General features: G+C 34.9%; 15 protein-coding genes. 3 read left to right on the top strand and 12 right to left on the bottom strand.

The genetic code is table 11. From position 1 onward, the window contains the following. Positions 1 to 669, top strand: a complete 669-nt coding sequence (locus LB449_RS10455; RefSeq protein WP_224455052.1) for an endonuclease III domain-containing protein — start codon at positions 1 to 3, stop codon at positions 667 to 669. A gap of 31 nt (positions 670 to 700) precedes the next feature. Here the strand turns inward: LB449_RS10455 and LB449_RS10460 are convergent, their stop codons facing one another. Beyond that, positions 701 to 850, bottom strand: coding sequence for a hypothetical protein (locus tag LB449_RS10460; protein WP_224455053.1), 150 nt, complete (start codon positions 848 to 850; stop codon positions 701 to 703). 55 nt (positions 851 to 905) lie between these two features. Next, positions 906 to 1,493 (bottom strand): RNA polymerase sigma factor, encoded by a 588-nt coding sequence (locus LB449_RS10465; RefSeq protein WP_224455054.1) that lies wholly within the window; start codon positions 1,491 to 1,493, stop codon positions 906 to 908. Positions 1,494 to 1,707: 214 nt separating this feature from the next. Here LB449_RS10465 and uvrA point away from each other — a divergent pair, with 214 nt between their 5' ends. Then, positions 1,708 to 4,500 carry an excinuclease ABC subunit UvrA gene (uvrA, locus tag LB449_RS10470; protein ID WP_224455055.1) on the top strand — a complete coding sequence of 931 codons (2,793 nt, stop codon included), beginning with the start codon at positions 1,708 to 1,710 and terminating at the stop codon, positions 4,498 to 4,500. Between the two features lie 105 nt (positions 4,501 to 4,605). Here the strand turns inward: uvrA and LB449_RS10475 are convergent, their stop codons facing one another. From LB449_RS10475 to LB449_RS10490, 4 genes are read right to left on the bottom strand one after another with little or no spacing between them, the layout of a single operon-like run. Then, entirely contained in the window at positions 4,606 to 6,072 is a 1,467-nt protein-coding gene (locus LB449_RS10475; protein WP_224455056.1) for a polysaccharide biosynthesis C-terminal domain-containing protein, read from the bottom strand. A 4-nt stretch (positions 6,073 to 6,076) separates the two neighbouring features. Continuing rightward, positions 6,077 to 7,348, bottom strand: coding sequence for a glycosyltransferase family protein (locus LB449_RS10480; RefSeq protein WP_224455057.1), 1,272 nt, complete (start codon positions 7,346 to 7,348; stop codon positions 6,077 to 6,079). Positions 7,349 to 7,351: 3 nt separating this feature from the next. Continuing rightward, positions 7,352 to 9,772, bottom strand: a complete 2,421-nt coding sequence (locus LB449_RS10485) for a YfhO family protein (RefSeq protein WP_224455058.1) — start codon at positions 9,770 to 9,772, stop codon at positions 7,352 to 7,354. Between the two features lie 30 nt (positions 9,773 to 9,802). Continuing rightward, positions 9,803 to 10,048, bottom strand: coding sequence for a DUF4834 family protein (locus LB449_RS10490; protein WP_224455059.1), 246 nt, complete (start codon positions 10,046 to 10,048; stop codon positions 9,803 to 9,805). 102 nt (positions 10,049 to 10,150) lie between these two features. Here LB449_RS10490 and LB449_RS10495 point away from each other — a divergent pair, with 102 nt between their 5' ends. After that, a complete protein-coding gene (locus LB449_RS10495) occupies positions 10,151 to 11,137 on the top strand; it encodes a transporter (RefSeq protein WP_224455060.1) in 987 nt (328 codons plus the stop codon). A 256-nt stretch (positions 11,138 to 11,393) separates the two neighbouring features. On the opposite strand, the gene LB449_RS10500 is transcribed toward LB449_RS10495, so the two are convergent. From LB449_RS10500 to rocD, 6 genes are all read right to left on the bottom strand, one after another. Further along, a complete protein-coding gene (locus LB449_RS10500; RefSeq protein ID WP_224455061.1) occupies positions 11,394 to 11,696 on the bottom strand; it encodes a hypothetical protein in 303 nt (100 codons plus the stop codon). Between the two features lie 24 nt (positions 11,697 to 11,720). Then, entirely contained in the window at positions 11,721 to 11,957 is a 237-nt protein-coding gene (locus LB449_RS10505) for a DUF6705 family protein (protein WP_224455062.1), read from the bottom strand. Between the two features lie 259 nt (positions 11,958 to 12,216). After that, the gene (locus tag LB449_RS10510; RefSeq protein WP_224455063.1) at positions 12,217 to 12,741 is read right to left on the bottom strand and encodes a hypothetical protein; all 525 of its coding nucleotides are present in this window, start codon (positions 12,739 to 12,741) and stop codon (positions 12,217 to 12,219) included. 181 nt (positions 12,742 to 12,922) lie between these two features. Then, a complete protein-coding gene (locus tag LB449_RS10515; RefSeq protein ID WP_224455064.1) occupies positions 12,923 to 13,393 on the bottom strand; it encodes a hypothetical protein in 471 nt (156 codons plus the stop codon). Between the two features lie 2 nt (positions 13,394 to 13,395). After that, positions 13,396 to 14,652 carry a M23 family metallopeptidase gene (locus tag LB449_RS10520; protein ID WP_224455065.1) on the bottom strand — a complete coding sequence of 419 codons (1,257 nt, stop codon included), beginning with the start codon at positions 14,650 to 14,652 and terminating at the stop codon, positions 13,396 to 13,398. A gap of 468 nt (positions 14,653 to 15,120) precedes the next feature. After that, the gene (gene rocD, locus LB449_RS10525) at positions 15,121 to 16,431 is read right to left on the bottom strand and encodes an ornithine--oxo-acid transaminase (RefSeq protein WP_394372313.1); all 1,311 of its coding nucleotides are present in this window, start codon (positions 16,429 to 16,431) and stop codon (positions 15,121 to 15,123) included. Positions 16,432 to 16,506: the final 75 nt, after the last annotated feature.

Consider the following 16,506-nt stretch of genomic DNA (forward strand, 5'->3'; position numbering starts at 1 on the left):
ATGAAAAAATCTGAAAAAGTAGATTTCGTTATAAATACGTTAAAGGAATTATATCCCACGATCCCGGTTCCTTTGGACCATAAAGACCCATACACCTTGCTCATTGCAGTATTGCTTTCAGCACAAAGTACAGATGTGAAAGTCAACCAAATCACCCCTTTGCTTTTTGATAGAGCGGACATTCCCTGGGAAATGGTCAAAATGAGTCCAGATGAAATTCGGGAAATCATTAAACCAGTAGGTTTATCTCCGATGAAATCCAAAGGAATTCACGGACTTTCTAAAATTCTTATTGAAAAATATAACGGTAAAGTTCCTAATGATATGGAAGCCTTGGAAGAATTTCCTGCGGTTGGACACAAAACGGCTTCAGTGGTCTTGGCTCAGGCATTCGGTGTCCCTACATTTCCTGTAGACACTCATATCCATAGGTTAATGTACCGCTGGAACTTGAGTACTGGTAAAAATGTGCAACAAACCGAAAAAGATGCCAAGCGACTTTTTCCAGAAAAAGTCTGGAACGACTTGCATTTACAAATTATTTGGTATGGTAGAGAATATTCCCCAGCCAGGGGCTGGGATTTGAATAAGGATATTATTACCAATACGATTGGTCGTAAATCTGTCATCCATAATTACCACAAAAAAAAGGCTTCCAAATCGAAATAAGAAAACCTTTTATTTTAAGAAAAACACTCAATCAATTTTGAATATTTTCAAACTGTAAATTTCTATACTGTACAACAGTCATTGCCTTAGAAAAATCCAAAATTGACTTTATGGTTTTTGCTGAGGGTCTCATTGGTTTTGAAGTTGAATTTAAAACTTCTTTAGAGTAAATTTTTGCCATATTTTTTAATTTTATATACAACAAAAACGCAACTAAAAAAGAATTATTGCATAAGCTAGTTTGTTAAAACTACCTGATGTTTTTCAATAATTTTCCTCAAATTAATAAGAGCGTATCTCATTCTGCCCAAAGCAGTATTGATGCTCACATCAGTTTTGAATGCTATTTCTTTAAAACTCATCTCTTTGAAAATTCTCATTTCTAAGACTTCAAGTTGATCTTGGGGCAGTTCTTTGATAAGAGCGTGTAAATCGACATCTATTTGATCTTTGATAATTTTACGTTCAGCGTTCATGTCACCATCTGTCATAAAATCTAGGATATCAAAGTCTCCTTTGCCCTCAAATTTTGGCATTCTATTGCTTTTTCTAAAATGATCAATAACGAGGTTGTGAGCAATTCTCATAACCCAAGGAAGAAATTTTCCCTCTTCGTTGTACTTACCACGCTTTAGAGTCCTTATAACTTTTATGAAGGTATCCTGGAAAATATCTTCCGCAAGATCTTTATCATAGACTTTGGAAAATATAAACCCGAAGATTTTTTGTTGATGTCTGTTGATTAAAATGGAAAGTGAGTTTTCATCACCTGAAATGTATTGCTTGACCAAATAAGCTTCTGAGGAGATCGAAGTTCTATTCATAAATCTTTCACTTAAGTAAAACCAACTTCAAAAATCGGCTCTTGTTATTAATTTAGTTTAAGTAAAAGTGTTGTATAGGCTTCTTTTTATTTGGCTAATATATAAATATATGTTTACACACCTCATACCGTTAATAATTTTAACATATTATGAGTCAGTGTATAAGGCTTAATTGGGGGGACAAATCTTTATATTTGTGGTATTCCTACAATATATGAAACACACAGATTTAGATAAAATTGACCCTAAAGAATATATTATAATAAAGGGTGCAAAACTTCATAATTTAAAAAATATTGATGTTGTCATTCCAAGAAATAAACTCGTAGTCATTACTGGACTTTCTGGTTCAGGAAAATCGAGTTTAGCCTTTGATACGCTATATGCTGAAGGTCAAAGACGTTATGTCGAAAGCCTTTCAGCCTACGCAAGGCAATTTTTGGGCCGTCTAGACAAGCCTAAGGTAGATTACATCAAAGGAATTGCTCCTGCTATAGCGATCGAACAAAAGGTGAATTCTACAAACCCAAGGTCAACAGTAGGAACATCAACAGAGATTTATGACTATCTGAAATTGCTCTATGCAAGAATTGGAAAAACTATTTCTCCAATTTCAGGAAAAGAAATAAAAAAGCATACGGTAACCGATGTTGTAGATTTCATAAAATCACAGGAAGAAAACAAAAAACTGCTTCTCCTCGCTCCTATAACCTTAGAAAACAAGCGTACTATTGAAGAAAAAATTAAAATTCTTCAGCAACAAGGATTTAGTAGAATCAAGGTTGATGATGAAGTTTTAAAAATAAGTGAAGCTCAGGAGCGAAAGATTCCTAAGAAAAGTCAACTTTCAATTGTTGTAGACAGGATAGTCGTAAAAGATGATGAAGACTTCTACAACCGATTAGCGGATTCTATTCAGAATGCATTTTTTGAAGGGAAAGGAGAGCTCAATATTGAAGAAGTAGCCACAAATAAAATTACCAATTTCAACAATAAATTCGAATTGGACGGTATTTTATTTACCGAGCCAAATGTGCATCTATTCAGTTTCAACAATCCGTTAGGAGCTTGCCCAAAGTGTGAAGGTTATGGAGATATTATCGACATTGATGAAGCTTTGGTTATTCCCAATACCGGATTGAGTGTTTATGAGGGAGCCATTGCTCCCTGGAGCGGCGACACCTTAGGTTGGTACAAGAAAGAATTTGTAAAAAATGCGCACAAGTTTGATTTCCCTGTACACAAACCTTATTTCGAACTAACCGATGACGAAAAAAATGTCATCTGGAACGGAAATCAATATGTCACCGGAGTTAATGAATTTTTTGAAGCTGTAAAATCAAAAGCTTATAAAATTCAGAATAGAGTTTTATTATCCAGATATCGTGGGAGAACAAGATGTCCGGAATGCAAAGGTCGCAGATTGAAAAAAGAAGCCACCTATGTGAAAATCAATGACATTGATATCACTCAGCTTGTGGATTTACCGATTGATGAAGTTAGCTCATTTTTTCAAAAATTAAAGCTGAATGAACACGATGAAAAAATCGGAAAACGATTATTGAAGGAAGTCAATAGTAGACTTAAATTCTTGATGGATGTCGGTTTAACTTACCTTACTTTAAATAGAAAATCCAATTCTCTCTCGGGCGGAGAATCACAGCGAATCAATTTGGCAACATCACTGGGCAGTAGCCTTGTGGGTTCAATGTATATTTTAGACGAACCTTCTATTGGTTTGCATTCTAAAGATAACGAAAGGCTGATTGAAGTTTTGAAAGATCTTCGTGATTTAGGAAACACAGTAATTGTAGTAGAACATGATGAAGACATCATGAAAGCTGCAGATTACATTATCGATATTGGTCCAGAAGCAGGAACTCATGGTGGAGATCTTGTAGCTGAAGGGACATATAAACAAATCCTGAAGGCAAACTCACTAACTTCAAAATACCTGAACGGTAAGATGGAAATTGAAGTTCCTAAAGAAAGAAGGACATCCAAATCCTATATTGAACTGAAAGGTGCACGCGAGAATAATTTAAAAAATGTTTCTGTAAAAGTGCCTTTAGATAGTTTCGTAGCCATCACAGGAGTTTCAGGTAGTGGAAAAAGCACTCTTGTCAAAAAGATTCTCTACCCGGCTATGATAAAGCATAATGGAGGCTATGGAACCAAAGCTGGCCAATTTGATGGCATTGAAGGGAACTTCAAGCACATCAAGCATATTGAGTATGTGGATCAAAATCCAATTGGGAGGTCTTCGAGGTCCAATCCTGTAACCTACATCAAAGCCTACGATGATATTCGAAATCTATTTGCTAAACAAAAGCTTTCTAAAATAAGAAATTTCAAGCCCAAGCATTTTAGTTTCAATGTGGAAGGGGGACGATGCGACACATGCGAAGGTGAGGGTGAAGTGACTATCGAAATGCAGTTTATGGCAGATGTTCACCTCGAATGTGAAGCTTGTAAAGGTAAACGTTTTAAGCAGCAAGTTTTGGATGTTGAATTTGAAGGCAAAAACATCGACAACATCTTATCCATGACAATAGATGATGCGATGGAGTTCTTTTCTTCCCACAACGAAACCAAGATCTCTAATAAACTTGAAGCCTTACAAAGCGTTGGTCTTGGTTATGTTACTTTAGGTCAAAGCTCTTCTACCCTATCTGGTGGTGAAGCGCAACGTATCAAGTTAGCTTCTTTTTTAACCAAAGGAAAAAACGCTGATAAAACTTTGTTCATTTTTGATGAACCCACAACCGGACTTCACTTTCACGACATCAGTAAATTATTGAAATCCTTTGAAGCTTTAATTGAGAATGGTCATAGCGTAATCGTGATTGAACACAACATCGACTTGATCAAATGTGCCGATCATGTCATCGATTTAGGTCCTGGCGGAGGAATTAATGGCGGACAGCTCATAGCTGAAGGTACTCCTGAAGAAGTAGCTAAAGTCAAAACTTCTTTTACTGGGCAGTATTTAAAAACTAAGGTATAATAGTTTAAGGATAAAAACTTTCTACCGACTCCATGTATATAGTATCATTCGTTTTGTTTCAAAACAGTTTTGATTGGTTAGTTGTGAACTCATCAGTTATAGATACTAAAGAGTTTTGTTTTTAATAACTTTAAAGTAAAGCTTTGTCAAGTCTTTAGACAAGTCTCCTTTCAAACTAATGATAAAATACAGACCGCTGATCAATATTGATTTCAGAGTGATATTAAGAAGTGGTAAATCAGTCGAAAACTCCCAAAAATAAAAGCCCATCGTTAAAGCAGTAATTACTGAAAATATATACAAACTTTTTACATTGAAGGGATGAATTCCGAAAGTGAGTCTTACAAACAAAAGCTTGAAGATATTGTAAGTCAGAAATGAGATAAACGTGGCGTAGGCGGCGCCATAAATTCCATAAATGGGAATTAACCAAAGGTTAAGCAGGAAGGCAACTCCTACAAGAACGACTCCGGCAATAAGTACAGTTTTGTAATATTTGGAATTGAAAATAATACTGTTGTTATTTCCCAAAATATTATCCGTCAGTTTTACCAGACTGATCAAAAATACAATACTCACTCCTACCCTGTATTCCTCTGGAATAATTTCATAAAGTTGGTTGACGTTGGTAATTATGAGCGTAAACACAAAACCACTGATCACAAATAATGTATTAGAACTCCTTACATAAAGATCTTTCAACAAATCGTTTTCTCCAAAATTGAGATATTTAGCCGTAATAGGATTGGTGATTTGATGCATAGCTTTAGAGGGTACGGCAATGACTGTTGCAATGTAAATGGCAATGCCATAAATAGAAACATTTTCTATCGGCATAAAATACTCTATCATCACCTTGTCCAAATCAAACAAGGCCACTGCTACCGTTCCTGCAATAAAGATAAGCAGAGAATAATTCAGTAAATCCTTCAGTCTTGGCGGGAGTTGAAAACTAAATCGCGGTCTATATAATTTTATCGCATAACCCAGCATCACCACTGTTCTTAATACAAAAACACCAATTAAAAGATAAATGAATAAGTGAACACTAATAAATTCAGCATAGAGCATAAGTAATAAGAGAGTTATAGCAAGTCTGTGAAAAACTTCCCGCATAAGAGTTCCAAAAACGCTTTTGTAGTGAACTTTTGCCCATGCAAAAAAGACTTCGAAATAGGCGGTAGTCATTGCGATGACGAAAATTCCCCAAACATAAGGTTGTACCAAGTCGTTTTCCCCTTCAAAATAACTTAAAAGAGAATCATAGAAGATATAACCAAGGATTCCGATGAACAAACCTAGTAATAGTGGGAGAAGCAAGGCGAAATTAAGGAGCTTGTCTGTATCGAGTTTGCTAGTGAAACTGGTGTAAAATTTTACGATGGTATTATGGACCCCCAGCGCCATAAATGGCCAGAATAAATTCCCCGCGGACAACAGAAAAGCGACTAATCCATAATATTCTGCAGTCAGGAATTTGGGATATAAAATCAAAACATTAAGCGCGCCAATTCCAAATCCCACATAGGTGGAAATAAGATTGTTTAAAGATTGCTTGGCGACGATTCCCATTGAATTATTCGATAAGTTGCGCTAATTTTTTGGTCAAATTTTTACGACTAAATTGTTCTATATGTTTAGTGTTGGCTTTTAATTTTCCATTTAAATAAGCCTTGAAAGACTTTTCAATGTAAGACTTTAAAGGAGCTTTCTCACTGTAGGTAAAACATTCTCCAGAACTGGTTTCTGAAATGATTTGTGCCACATCCCACCCTTCTGGACCAATGGCTAAAATAGGTCGCCTGGAAGCTAAATACTCAAATATTTTACCTGGAATAATGCCTCTGGTCTCGGGTTTATCAATTTCAATAAGAAGGAGCATTTGAGAACTTTTCTGGCTTTCCACAGCGTCTTTGTGATTCAAATACCCCACGACACTTATAAAATTCTTTAAACCAAATTCATAGGCAGAATGAAGAACGCTTTCACTGATTTTACCAATAAGTTTGAGTTCGAAAAAATCCTTAAAAACGAGGCTTTCATCTATCAATTCAGCCAAAACTTCCCAAAGTACCTTCGGATTTCTTTCATTGAGTAACGAGCCAATATGTGAGATTGTAAAGTTCTCGCTTAATTCTGCATCTACCGACATTTCCTCAAAGCCATTGGTGATGACTTCAATAGGCGTTTTGGTTTTTTGCTCAAACTCAGCCTTAGTCTGGAAACTTGTAGTAATCAATTGATCTGCGGAATTTAGTACGTCGCTTTCTAAACCGAGATGTTTTTGCTTAGACTTTTCTGTAAGTTTTAAAGCGGAATGGTAACCAATCGTCGTCCAGGGATCCCTAAAGTCTGCAATCCATTGGAGCTCTGGATGAATCTCCTTCAATCTCAAACCAATAATATGCAGGCTATGTGGCGGACCTGTAGTGATGATAGTTTCGATCTCCTGATTTTGAATATACTCTTTCAAAAATGAGACTGAAGGTTTTACCCAAAGCACTCTGGCGTCTGGAATAAAAAAATTACCTCTTACATAAAGCATCAATCGCTCTTTCCAGGATTGTTTTTTCTTGGATTTGATGATGCCACTGCTAATGGTTTTTGAATCTGATTTCGACAAAACTTCTGCAAGTGCATAAGGTTCAAAAATGGCTTTTTCGATCACTTTCACTTCGGGACTTGCATCCAGAGAAGAATCGATAATAGGGTAACTTGGATTTTGAGGTTTGTAAACGACAGGCTGAATACCAAACTTTGGCAGATATTTAGAAAATTTCAGCCAGCGCTGCACTCCAGGACCTCCGGCAGGTGGCCAGTAGTAAGTAATAATTAAAACCTTTTTCATCTTCTAAATTTGCTTTCGCTTTATGGTATAACGCAATCCTCCTAGGATGATTAATATTAATATTATAAAACTAGCTAAAGTTATTTTGCCACCATAACTCACAACTTCTGGCTCAAATGAAAATTTTACTTGATGATTACCTGCGGGTAGTTCCATTGCTCTTAAGACATAATTAGCTCTAAAATGAGTGGCCTCTTTTCCGTCAATATTGATCTTCCAGCCTTCAGGGTAATAAAGCTCAGAAAATAAAGCAAGGCTTTCATTTTCAGAATCATAAGTGTATATTAATTCATTTTCCTTGTAAGAAGTTAATTCAATTTGGTCTGAAAAACTGACATCATAGGTTTTGTCTGAATAGTCAAATTGATTGTTTTCAACAATCGCTGTTGTATTTGGATTAATCGTATCCAGTGCTAAAATCGCTTCATTGGCATTATCGACAGTGATCAATTCATTCACAAACCAGACATTGCCCAGATGGTCAGGGTTTTCCTGAGGAGTGGGTTGGCCTTCATTATCAAAGATGAAGTACTTCACATTGAGCATATTCAATATGCTTTGCTTGCCTTCGTATATATAAAAGTCGAATAACTCCTGAATTCTTCCTGGCTTTGCGGCATGGTAACCTCCAATAGAATTGTGGAAATAAGAGGCTCTTGCGGAGTTAAGTGGATTGGAGGTTAAATCATAAACTCTGAAATGGGATTTATCTTTTTGAATTTCAAGATCAGCCTGAGTGGCTTGAAAAGGGCGTTCCATCACAGAAGCCGCTACAAAATCATCTTCGTTCACGTAGCGAGTATTCACTCCAATCAAATCAACCAAGATGAAAATCCCAATAAGTCCAAGAAACAAAGGCTTTTTGAGCTTTTCTTTCAAGTATAAATAAATAGCCCCTGCTATGAGCAGCACAAACACCAAGGATCGAATGGTATCTGCATTGAACATGGCTTTTCGGTCTTCCTTAAGCGCTCGAACAAATTTAGCTCCGTAATTTTCTAAGAATACGGAATCACTCGAACCGCTAAAATCAAAAAGAACAGATTTGAGAAGCAAAAATAAAACACTTAATCCTCCTAAAACAATAGTCGATTTTTTTAATGCTTTCAGTTTCTTCTGATTTGTAATTTTATCACTTACAAGTTTTGAAAGTCCTAGTATAGCCAGAATTGGAAGGCAAAATTCGATAATGACCTGGATGGACGACACCGCTCTAAACTTATCGTAGAAAGGAATAAAGTCAACAAAAAACTTAGTCAGAAGCGAAAAATTATCACCCCAGGAAAGTAGTAAAGCCAAAATTGAACCCGCAACCAACCACCACTTTTTCTTACCTTTTGTGAGAAATAAAGCGAAGACGAAAAGAAAAATAACGCTTGCACCAATATATGCAGGAGCACCAATAAAGGTTTGATCGCCCCAATAGGTGGGTAGGTTTTTACTGAAATCTAAGGCTTGAGCTGGTGAGGCTCCCATTTGGATGAGTTCGCCATAGACTTCAGAATCCTTACCAAGCGATTCACTGCTGGAACCTCCCATAAATCTTGGGATAAACAAGTTGAAGGTTTCTAAAATACCGTAAGAATACTCGGTGATGTAATCGTAATCCAAACCAGATTTTACCTTTTCTGTTCCGTTAGATTCGATGGTAAGTCCGGTATCACCTCTGGTGCTATAGTCAGCGTATTCCTGGGTAGCGAGAAGGTTTGTAATATTAAGTAAAACCGCTAAAATAATTGCTGGTAAAAAGCTTAGAGACGCTTTCAAAAATGGCTTTAAGGTTTTTTGCTGGTAAGCATGAACTGCGTTGACAATCACAATTACAACACAGAGCAACATGAGATAGTAGGTCATCTGGAAGTGATTGGCCATCAGTTCAAAAGCAAGACCGACACAGAACAAGACATTCCCCCAAAATAGTTTCTGTCTATAAACCAGTACCATTCCAGAAACTACAATCGGAAAATACGCAATCGCATGCGCTTTGGCGTTATGGCCAACGCCAAGAATGATAATCAGGTAAGTGGAAAATCCAAAAGCCAAAGCGCCAAGAAAGGCTAATTTGTAATCGACTTTAAAGCATAAAAACAAAATATACATCCCGATAAAATATAAGAACAAATAGTCGGCGGGCCTCGGCAGGAATCTAAGCTGACGGTCTATTTCTTTGATAAAATTATAAGGGTAATTCGCTCCGAGTTGATAGGTTGGCATTCCTCCAAAAGCAGAATTGGTCCAATAAGGCTCCTCACCCTCACTAGCTCTAAAATCATTTTGAGCTTTGGCCATTCCTGTATATTGAACAATATCGCTTTGGAATATTGTTTTCCCTTTTAATACAGGGTAGAAAAAGGCCAGTGAGGCAACGATGAATAGGAACAAGACGACAACATGCTTCCAGGACTTAATAAATATGGACTTCATTGGTGAATTTTAATTTGAAAAAAGTGAAAGTTACTCAATTTCTTCATAATCTATATACTCCCCAACTTTACCATCCTTGGATTTTCTGTTGAAGGTTTTCTTAGATTTTCTGGTATCTTTCTTTGTTTCAGGTTGGTGAGGATTGAATTGATTTTCCATATTCTTTTGGACCTTTTTAAAAATATACTTCAGCAACAAAGGACCAAGATATCTTGCCAACAATTTGACGGCGAAGTAAACTAAAAGAATAATTAATAATGTCTTGAGAAATACCATAAAAACAATTTAATTTTCAAAAATACCAATACTTTATAGCAAAGCAGTATTCAGGCTAAAAAAATCGGATTTTAATTTATATTTGAATCTCAAACCTTAGTTATGAAACTCAGACTTATTGGCTTGTTTTTATTAGCAAGCTACACTATACAAGCCCAGTACACAGATATGATCAATTCCAACAGACCTGGCGAATCTTTTGGAGCTTACAGCGTAGGCACGAATGTTTTGCAGTTTGAAACCGGACTGGCTTACGGAGAAGACAATCACGTGTTTTCACTTATTCCAGACCGCTCGCAAGTCGATTACCAGTACCAGGTGAGATACGGTTTGTTTATGGAACAACTAGAACTGATTCTAGACGGAACCTTTGTCAACTCAGAAGAAACCTTATTGAGAGGTGGAAGTCAAACTACAAGTAATTTTAGCAATTTTCGTTCAAATACACTAGGTGCCAAGTATCTGATTTACGACCCATTTATCAAAAGAGAAAAAGATGGCCCTAACCTCTACAGCTGGAAGAAAAATAACCGTCCCCAATGGAGTGATTTAATTCCTGCCGTTTCAGTGTATGCCGGAGTCAACTTACTATTTGGCGAGAATCCATTCAAGTTTTCTGGCGAACCCAATGTCTCTCCTAAAGCTGCCATTATCACACAAAATAATTTCGGCGGTGGCAAATGGGTGCTGGTGTCCAACTTCATTGTCGATAAACCTACAACAGACTTTCCCACTTACGCAGGAATTTTTACACTCACGCATTCCATTTATGCCAGAACTGGAATTTTTGCTGAATTCCAAACCTATATAAGCGACTACTACAGTGATGAGATTGTGAGAGGTGGTGTTGCCTTTCTTGTGAATGAAAATTTGCAGGTGGATGTTTCTGGCTTAGTTAATTTTAAAGATTCTCCAGAGCGATGGAGAGCTGGCATCGGTGTTTCGTATAGAATAGATATGCATGATACTGATCAATACCTTTTTGAAGATGACAATGAAAGAGATCTATTTCTCGAAGAGCAGGAAAGACGCAAAAAGGAAAGACAGCGCATGAGAAGACGTGAACAAATCGATGGCAGACAACAATAAATTTGGGTGATTTATTTTTTAGAATATTCTTGAATAAATAAAAAATATTTTTCTTCTGATTTTGTCACGAAGTGGCTTAATGAAATTAGATAATCAGCTTTCTGTTTTAAGTTAGCTTAATGTAACGTCTGGGGGTGATAAGATTTCGCTGAAGGAATAATGTCATTTAAAATATTTTAAAAATCAAAAATTTAACTTTTAAAAATAACCGAAAAAGCTTAAGCCAATTCGGTTATCAGTAAAATTAAAACTTCATTTATTGCTTAGTTAGCTCCATCCAATCTCTTGGCAATATTTGTTCTGCAGGACCCGACTCACACTCTGGGTATATCTCACCTTCAACAGATAGGAATAATCTTGCCTTATTATTTGTATCAAAATAAGAGTTCATAAAAACCCAACCATTTAGACCACAAGCTACTTTTTTGTTTATATATAAAAATACATAACTACCTGTTTCTGCTACATAACCATTTTTCATAACAAAAGGACTATCATTTGGTAATGAAAGTGTGCTTTCAATTAAATTACCATTACTATCAGTAATCTTATACCACATTAAAAGTTCGTCTTTTTTAAAACCTTAAAAACTCTTAGTAAGCATCTCCATTTTAAACTCATAAGTTTTAGAATCGTATGAACCTACCCAAGTTCCTATAAACTTAGGCAAAATATCATTGACATCTTTTAAGTATGCACCGTCAGGTATTTCAGTTTCATTTTCTTTATATTCCCTATGCTCTTCTATCGGAATAATTTGAGCTTTACAGCTCATTATAGACATAGAAAATATTCCAAATATTATTATTAATTTCTTCATGTTTTTAATTTTTAAATTATTCGCAGTCTTCAGTTTGCACTTTCCCACTACTGTCCAATGTTTTTGACTTTACCTTATAATCACTACTGAAAAGTGGTTTTAAAATTTTGTAAAGTTCTATACCGTCAATATTGATATGGTCTTTTAAAAAATTTAAAAAACCTCTGACCGATTTTGAAATCAGCAGAGGTTTTAATCAAATAGAAATTAAATAAACAACGTATTATAAATGTTTACGTTAAATAATTGATTTTACAATTTAAGTTCTTTCAATATATCCTATTTTTAGAATTTCTTGAGAATTAATATCATATCTGATGTATAAATAATGAGTACAACTCTCACATGGTGCTATTAAAAACGTTTCTATTCTAGAAGAATAATTTCCAGCAGTATTTTTTTCTAGATTTAATGGCGATAAAACAGAGATATTATCTCCTACAGAAAAGTTGACACCTTTTACAGAAAGCTCGAAATTGGAATTTACAATCTCAAAGCTACCTAGAATAGGCTCACTAGTTTCTGAAATATAAGATGAAAAATTAAGGCTAAAGCCATTATAATAATATCCATATGACTTTTCTGGTTTACTAGTTATTTTTTTATCCGCAGGGGTTCCAAATAAATTAATAATATACGCTTCATTACCATTGGTAGATCTTATTTGACTTATACTATGTCCGTTGATTTGTATAGATTCAAATTCATCCTCACTCAAAACGTTTACATTTGGTTGAGCATAGATTGAAGCAGTTGTTATTAATAAAAAATATATCAGTTTCATATTATTAATTTAAAATTATTATTCACAGTTATAAGATTTACGTGATTTTCGCATTTTTTCCATTATTTAAAGTTAAAAAAATTTCAATTTAACTGATAGTCTCACCTTTTTTGGGCATTATATAGTCAATAAAAAAAGGTCTTATCCCAATGATAAGACCTTTTTAAAACGTATCAATAGCTCAATAAGAATATAACTCTATTTTTTTAATGACATTTTCTTTAGAATAATGTATAGATATAAAGTAATCCACATCAGAAAATTGTATTATTATTTCATAATTTTTTCTATTAGAATAACTTTTTGGATAGATATTTTCTAATGAATCAATTTTATCATTTATATTAATGTCATCTGACGTAAAATCATATTGACCACCTTCTATTACGAAGCTTTCGACTTTATCATCTTTTACATAAAAGGAAAGTTTATCGTAATAATAAATTTTCCCCATTGTATTTTCCATCTCAAAAAAGAAGTTTTCTTTAGAAACTGGTTCTCCAAATACATTCAACAAAGAACTAACTGGAGTTTTAAATACATTAGTGCCATTGATAGTGGCTTGACTACTATCAATATTGTTATTTTGGGCTTCACAACTAACAATAAATGAGAATTCTAAAATGGTTAGTATTAAAAATAGCTTTTTCATGATTAATTACAATTTGAAATTGGATTATGATTATTATCGTATTTTGTGTTTAAAAAATCAGAAGGGTTTATACTCTGCCAAGAAGAATTAAACACCTGTAAATGTATATGAGGTGTTACACCAGCTGAAGCAGCATTACCAGTATTACCAGCGGTACCAATTATATCCCCAGCAACAACGCTTTGCCCTTGAACTACTGAAACAGTATTTAAATGATTGTATTTCGCAAAATATGTATTACCATTTATCTGAAAAGTAATAATAACATAATTACCGTATGAATCTATTTGATACTGACCTGGACTAAAAGAATCTCTTATATTGCTTATTTTTCCTGAATACATAGCATATACATTTGTATCTAGTTCAGCTTTTATGTCCATACCATCGTGTTCTTTATCAAAAGGCGGGGAGCAATCTGTATCCCCTTGTCTTGTACATCCAAAAGTTCCTCCTTTTTTTCCTGATGCCCCTGAAGAAACAATTTCAGGATTTTTAACAGGATCACCAGGACAAGGTTTTTCAGCTTCGGGCTCAGGGGTATTGTCGGTATAACCAGGACCACTTCCACCTAAATCCCACTCATTTGATGAAGTTTCAGCAACGCCACCACCTGTGGGATACATGTGTGAAATTGATACATAAAGAGAAGGTGGTGGTGTTCTTTCAATTATGCCTAAATCAACTGAACCTAAATCGCAATAACTACATTCAGAATATGGACAGGTATCACAGTCAACAGTCGATTTTGTTATGGAATGATTTTTATTTGCATCTATATTGCTTGCTTTATAAGCATTTACATACTCTGCCACATAGAGATTATTTTCTATTTTAAAACCTTTTAAAAATTTGCCTTCTGTATCGGTAATTAATAGTTCTCCTGAGAAGCTGCTGGGCGTAGCATTTTCGAAAGGATTTAAGCTTACAACAACGCTACGGACTTCACCATCAATTTCTAGCAATGTAATCCTACTATACAAATGTTTATAAATGGTTTTAATAGGTATAACGGCCAATTCCTCGTCGGTATTGGTAAGATCTTCATAATTAATTTCGTCAGAAATTGAGGTAATGAAAGTATCCCCTGAAGATGAATTTTTCTTTTCCAGGCTCTGTCTTACAAAGCTTTTAGCATCAGTCAAGCCCACGGTTTTAAGATAACTTCTCTGATTAATTACTGTATCATCTTTTTCACAGCTGAAAATTACAGTTAAAAGTGAAAAAAGCAATAGTAGTTTTATAGGTATTGTTTTCATTCAAATATGTGTTAGTTATTATTTTTTTTAAAAATCGTTCGAAAAATAATAACTAAGGAAAGTCATATACCAGCATTAAATGCTTTAAAAGCAGGTTTCTCGGCGGTGTGTGTGTGTGTGTGTGTAGAATCACTTTATAAATTATTGACAAAGCAATACTAAAGCTTTAGGGTATAAAACAATTACGGTTCGACCGTACTTTTGGTGTGGGAAAACCGTAAGTTTTAAAAATCCGAACTTCAGCCGTATTCCACTTTTTAAAAAAAGACCTCTATTAATTATTTACATTCAACAGACAGAATTTGAAACAAACCTAAAACTATTAAACTTGATGTCTTAGAACATTAAACTAGCAGTATCAAATTCAGAATAAAAAAAGTTAATTGTTAAGATGGGTAATAAACTTTTCTGCAAAAAAAAAGCCCTGATACACTGATCAGGGCTTATATTTACAAACTTTCTAAAGATTTATTTTTCAAATTTCTCTAGCGTCTTAGTAATGATGTTTACACAATCCATCAACTGCTCTTCGGTAATGACCAAAGGCGGTGCAAAACGAATGATGTTCCCATGGGTTGGTTTTGCTAAAAGACCATTTTCCTTTAAAGCAACACAAATATCCCAAGCGGTTGAACTGTCTTCGGAATCGTTAATGACGATAGCATTCAGCAATCCTCTACCTCTTACGAGTTTCACGATGTTGTGATTTTCGATGAATTTATTCAATTCACTTCTGAATAGATCTCCAAGACGTCTGGCGTTTTGAGCAAGCTTTTCATCTTTGATAACTTCTAAAGCTTCCATCGCTACAGCGGCAGCTACTGGATTTCCTCCAAAAGTAGAACCGTGTTGCCCTGGTTGAATCACATTCATGATGTGGTCGTCTGCTAAAACTGCAGATACTGGATATGCTCCTCCAGAAAGCGCTTTACCAAGAATCAATACATCTGGTCGAGAATACGTTTCTTGACGTTCACAATGTCCCTGGCAATCACATTTACCACAAACTGCAAGCAATGCGCCTGTTCTGGCGATACCTGTTTGGATTTCATCTGCCATAAATAAAACATTATGCTCATTACATAATGATTTTACTTTTGGAATAAAATCATCTGAAGGTGTAAACACACCAGCTTCACCTTGAATTGGTTCAATAAGTGCTCCTGCAATATTTTTATTTTCCTTTAGAACTTTTTCTAAAGCTTCAGCATCGTTATAAGGTACTTTGATGAATCCTGGTGTATAAGGTCCAAAATTCTTTCTCGCTCCTTCATCGTTACTAAAAGAAATAATAGTTGTAGTCCTTCCGTGGAAATTATTTTCAAAAACAATGATTTGAGCTTCTTTCTCATGAATACCTTTATTTTCGTAAGCCCATTTTCTGCAAATTTTAATTGCAGTTTCTACGGCTTCCGCACCACTATTCATTGGTAAAAGCTTGTCGAACTTAAAATATTCAGTAGCATATTTTTCATAAACTCCTAAAACGTTGTTATGGAATGCTCTGGAAGTTAGCGATATTTTTTTGGACTGTTCATATAAAGCATCAATAATTCTAGGATGACTATGTCCTTGATTTACCGCTGAGTAGGCTGAAAGAAAATCGTAATATCTCTTTTCTTCTACATCCCATACAAATACACCTTCTCCTCTTGTAAGAACTGCAGGTAGTGGGTGATAATTATGAGCTCCATGTTGATCTTCTAAATCTATGGCTTGTTGAGATGATTTTACATCTTCTACAGTCATATGATTTTTTACCTCTTCTACTACTTTCATAATGTATTTTTTCTAATTTCTAAATAAAGATCAAATTTAACAATCTACTTTTCAATTTTTCGTAAAGAAAATCCA

The sequence above is a fragment of the Psychroflexus lacisalsi genome (genome assembly GCF_020164495.1).
GTDB classification, from domain to species: domain Bacteria; phylum Bacteroidota; class Bacteroidia; order Flavobacteriales; family Flavobacteriaceae; genus Psychroflexus; species Psychroflexus lacisalsi.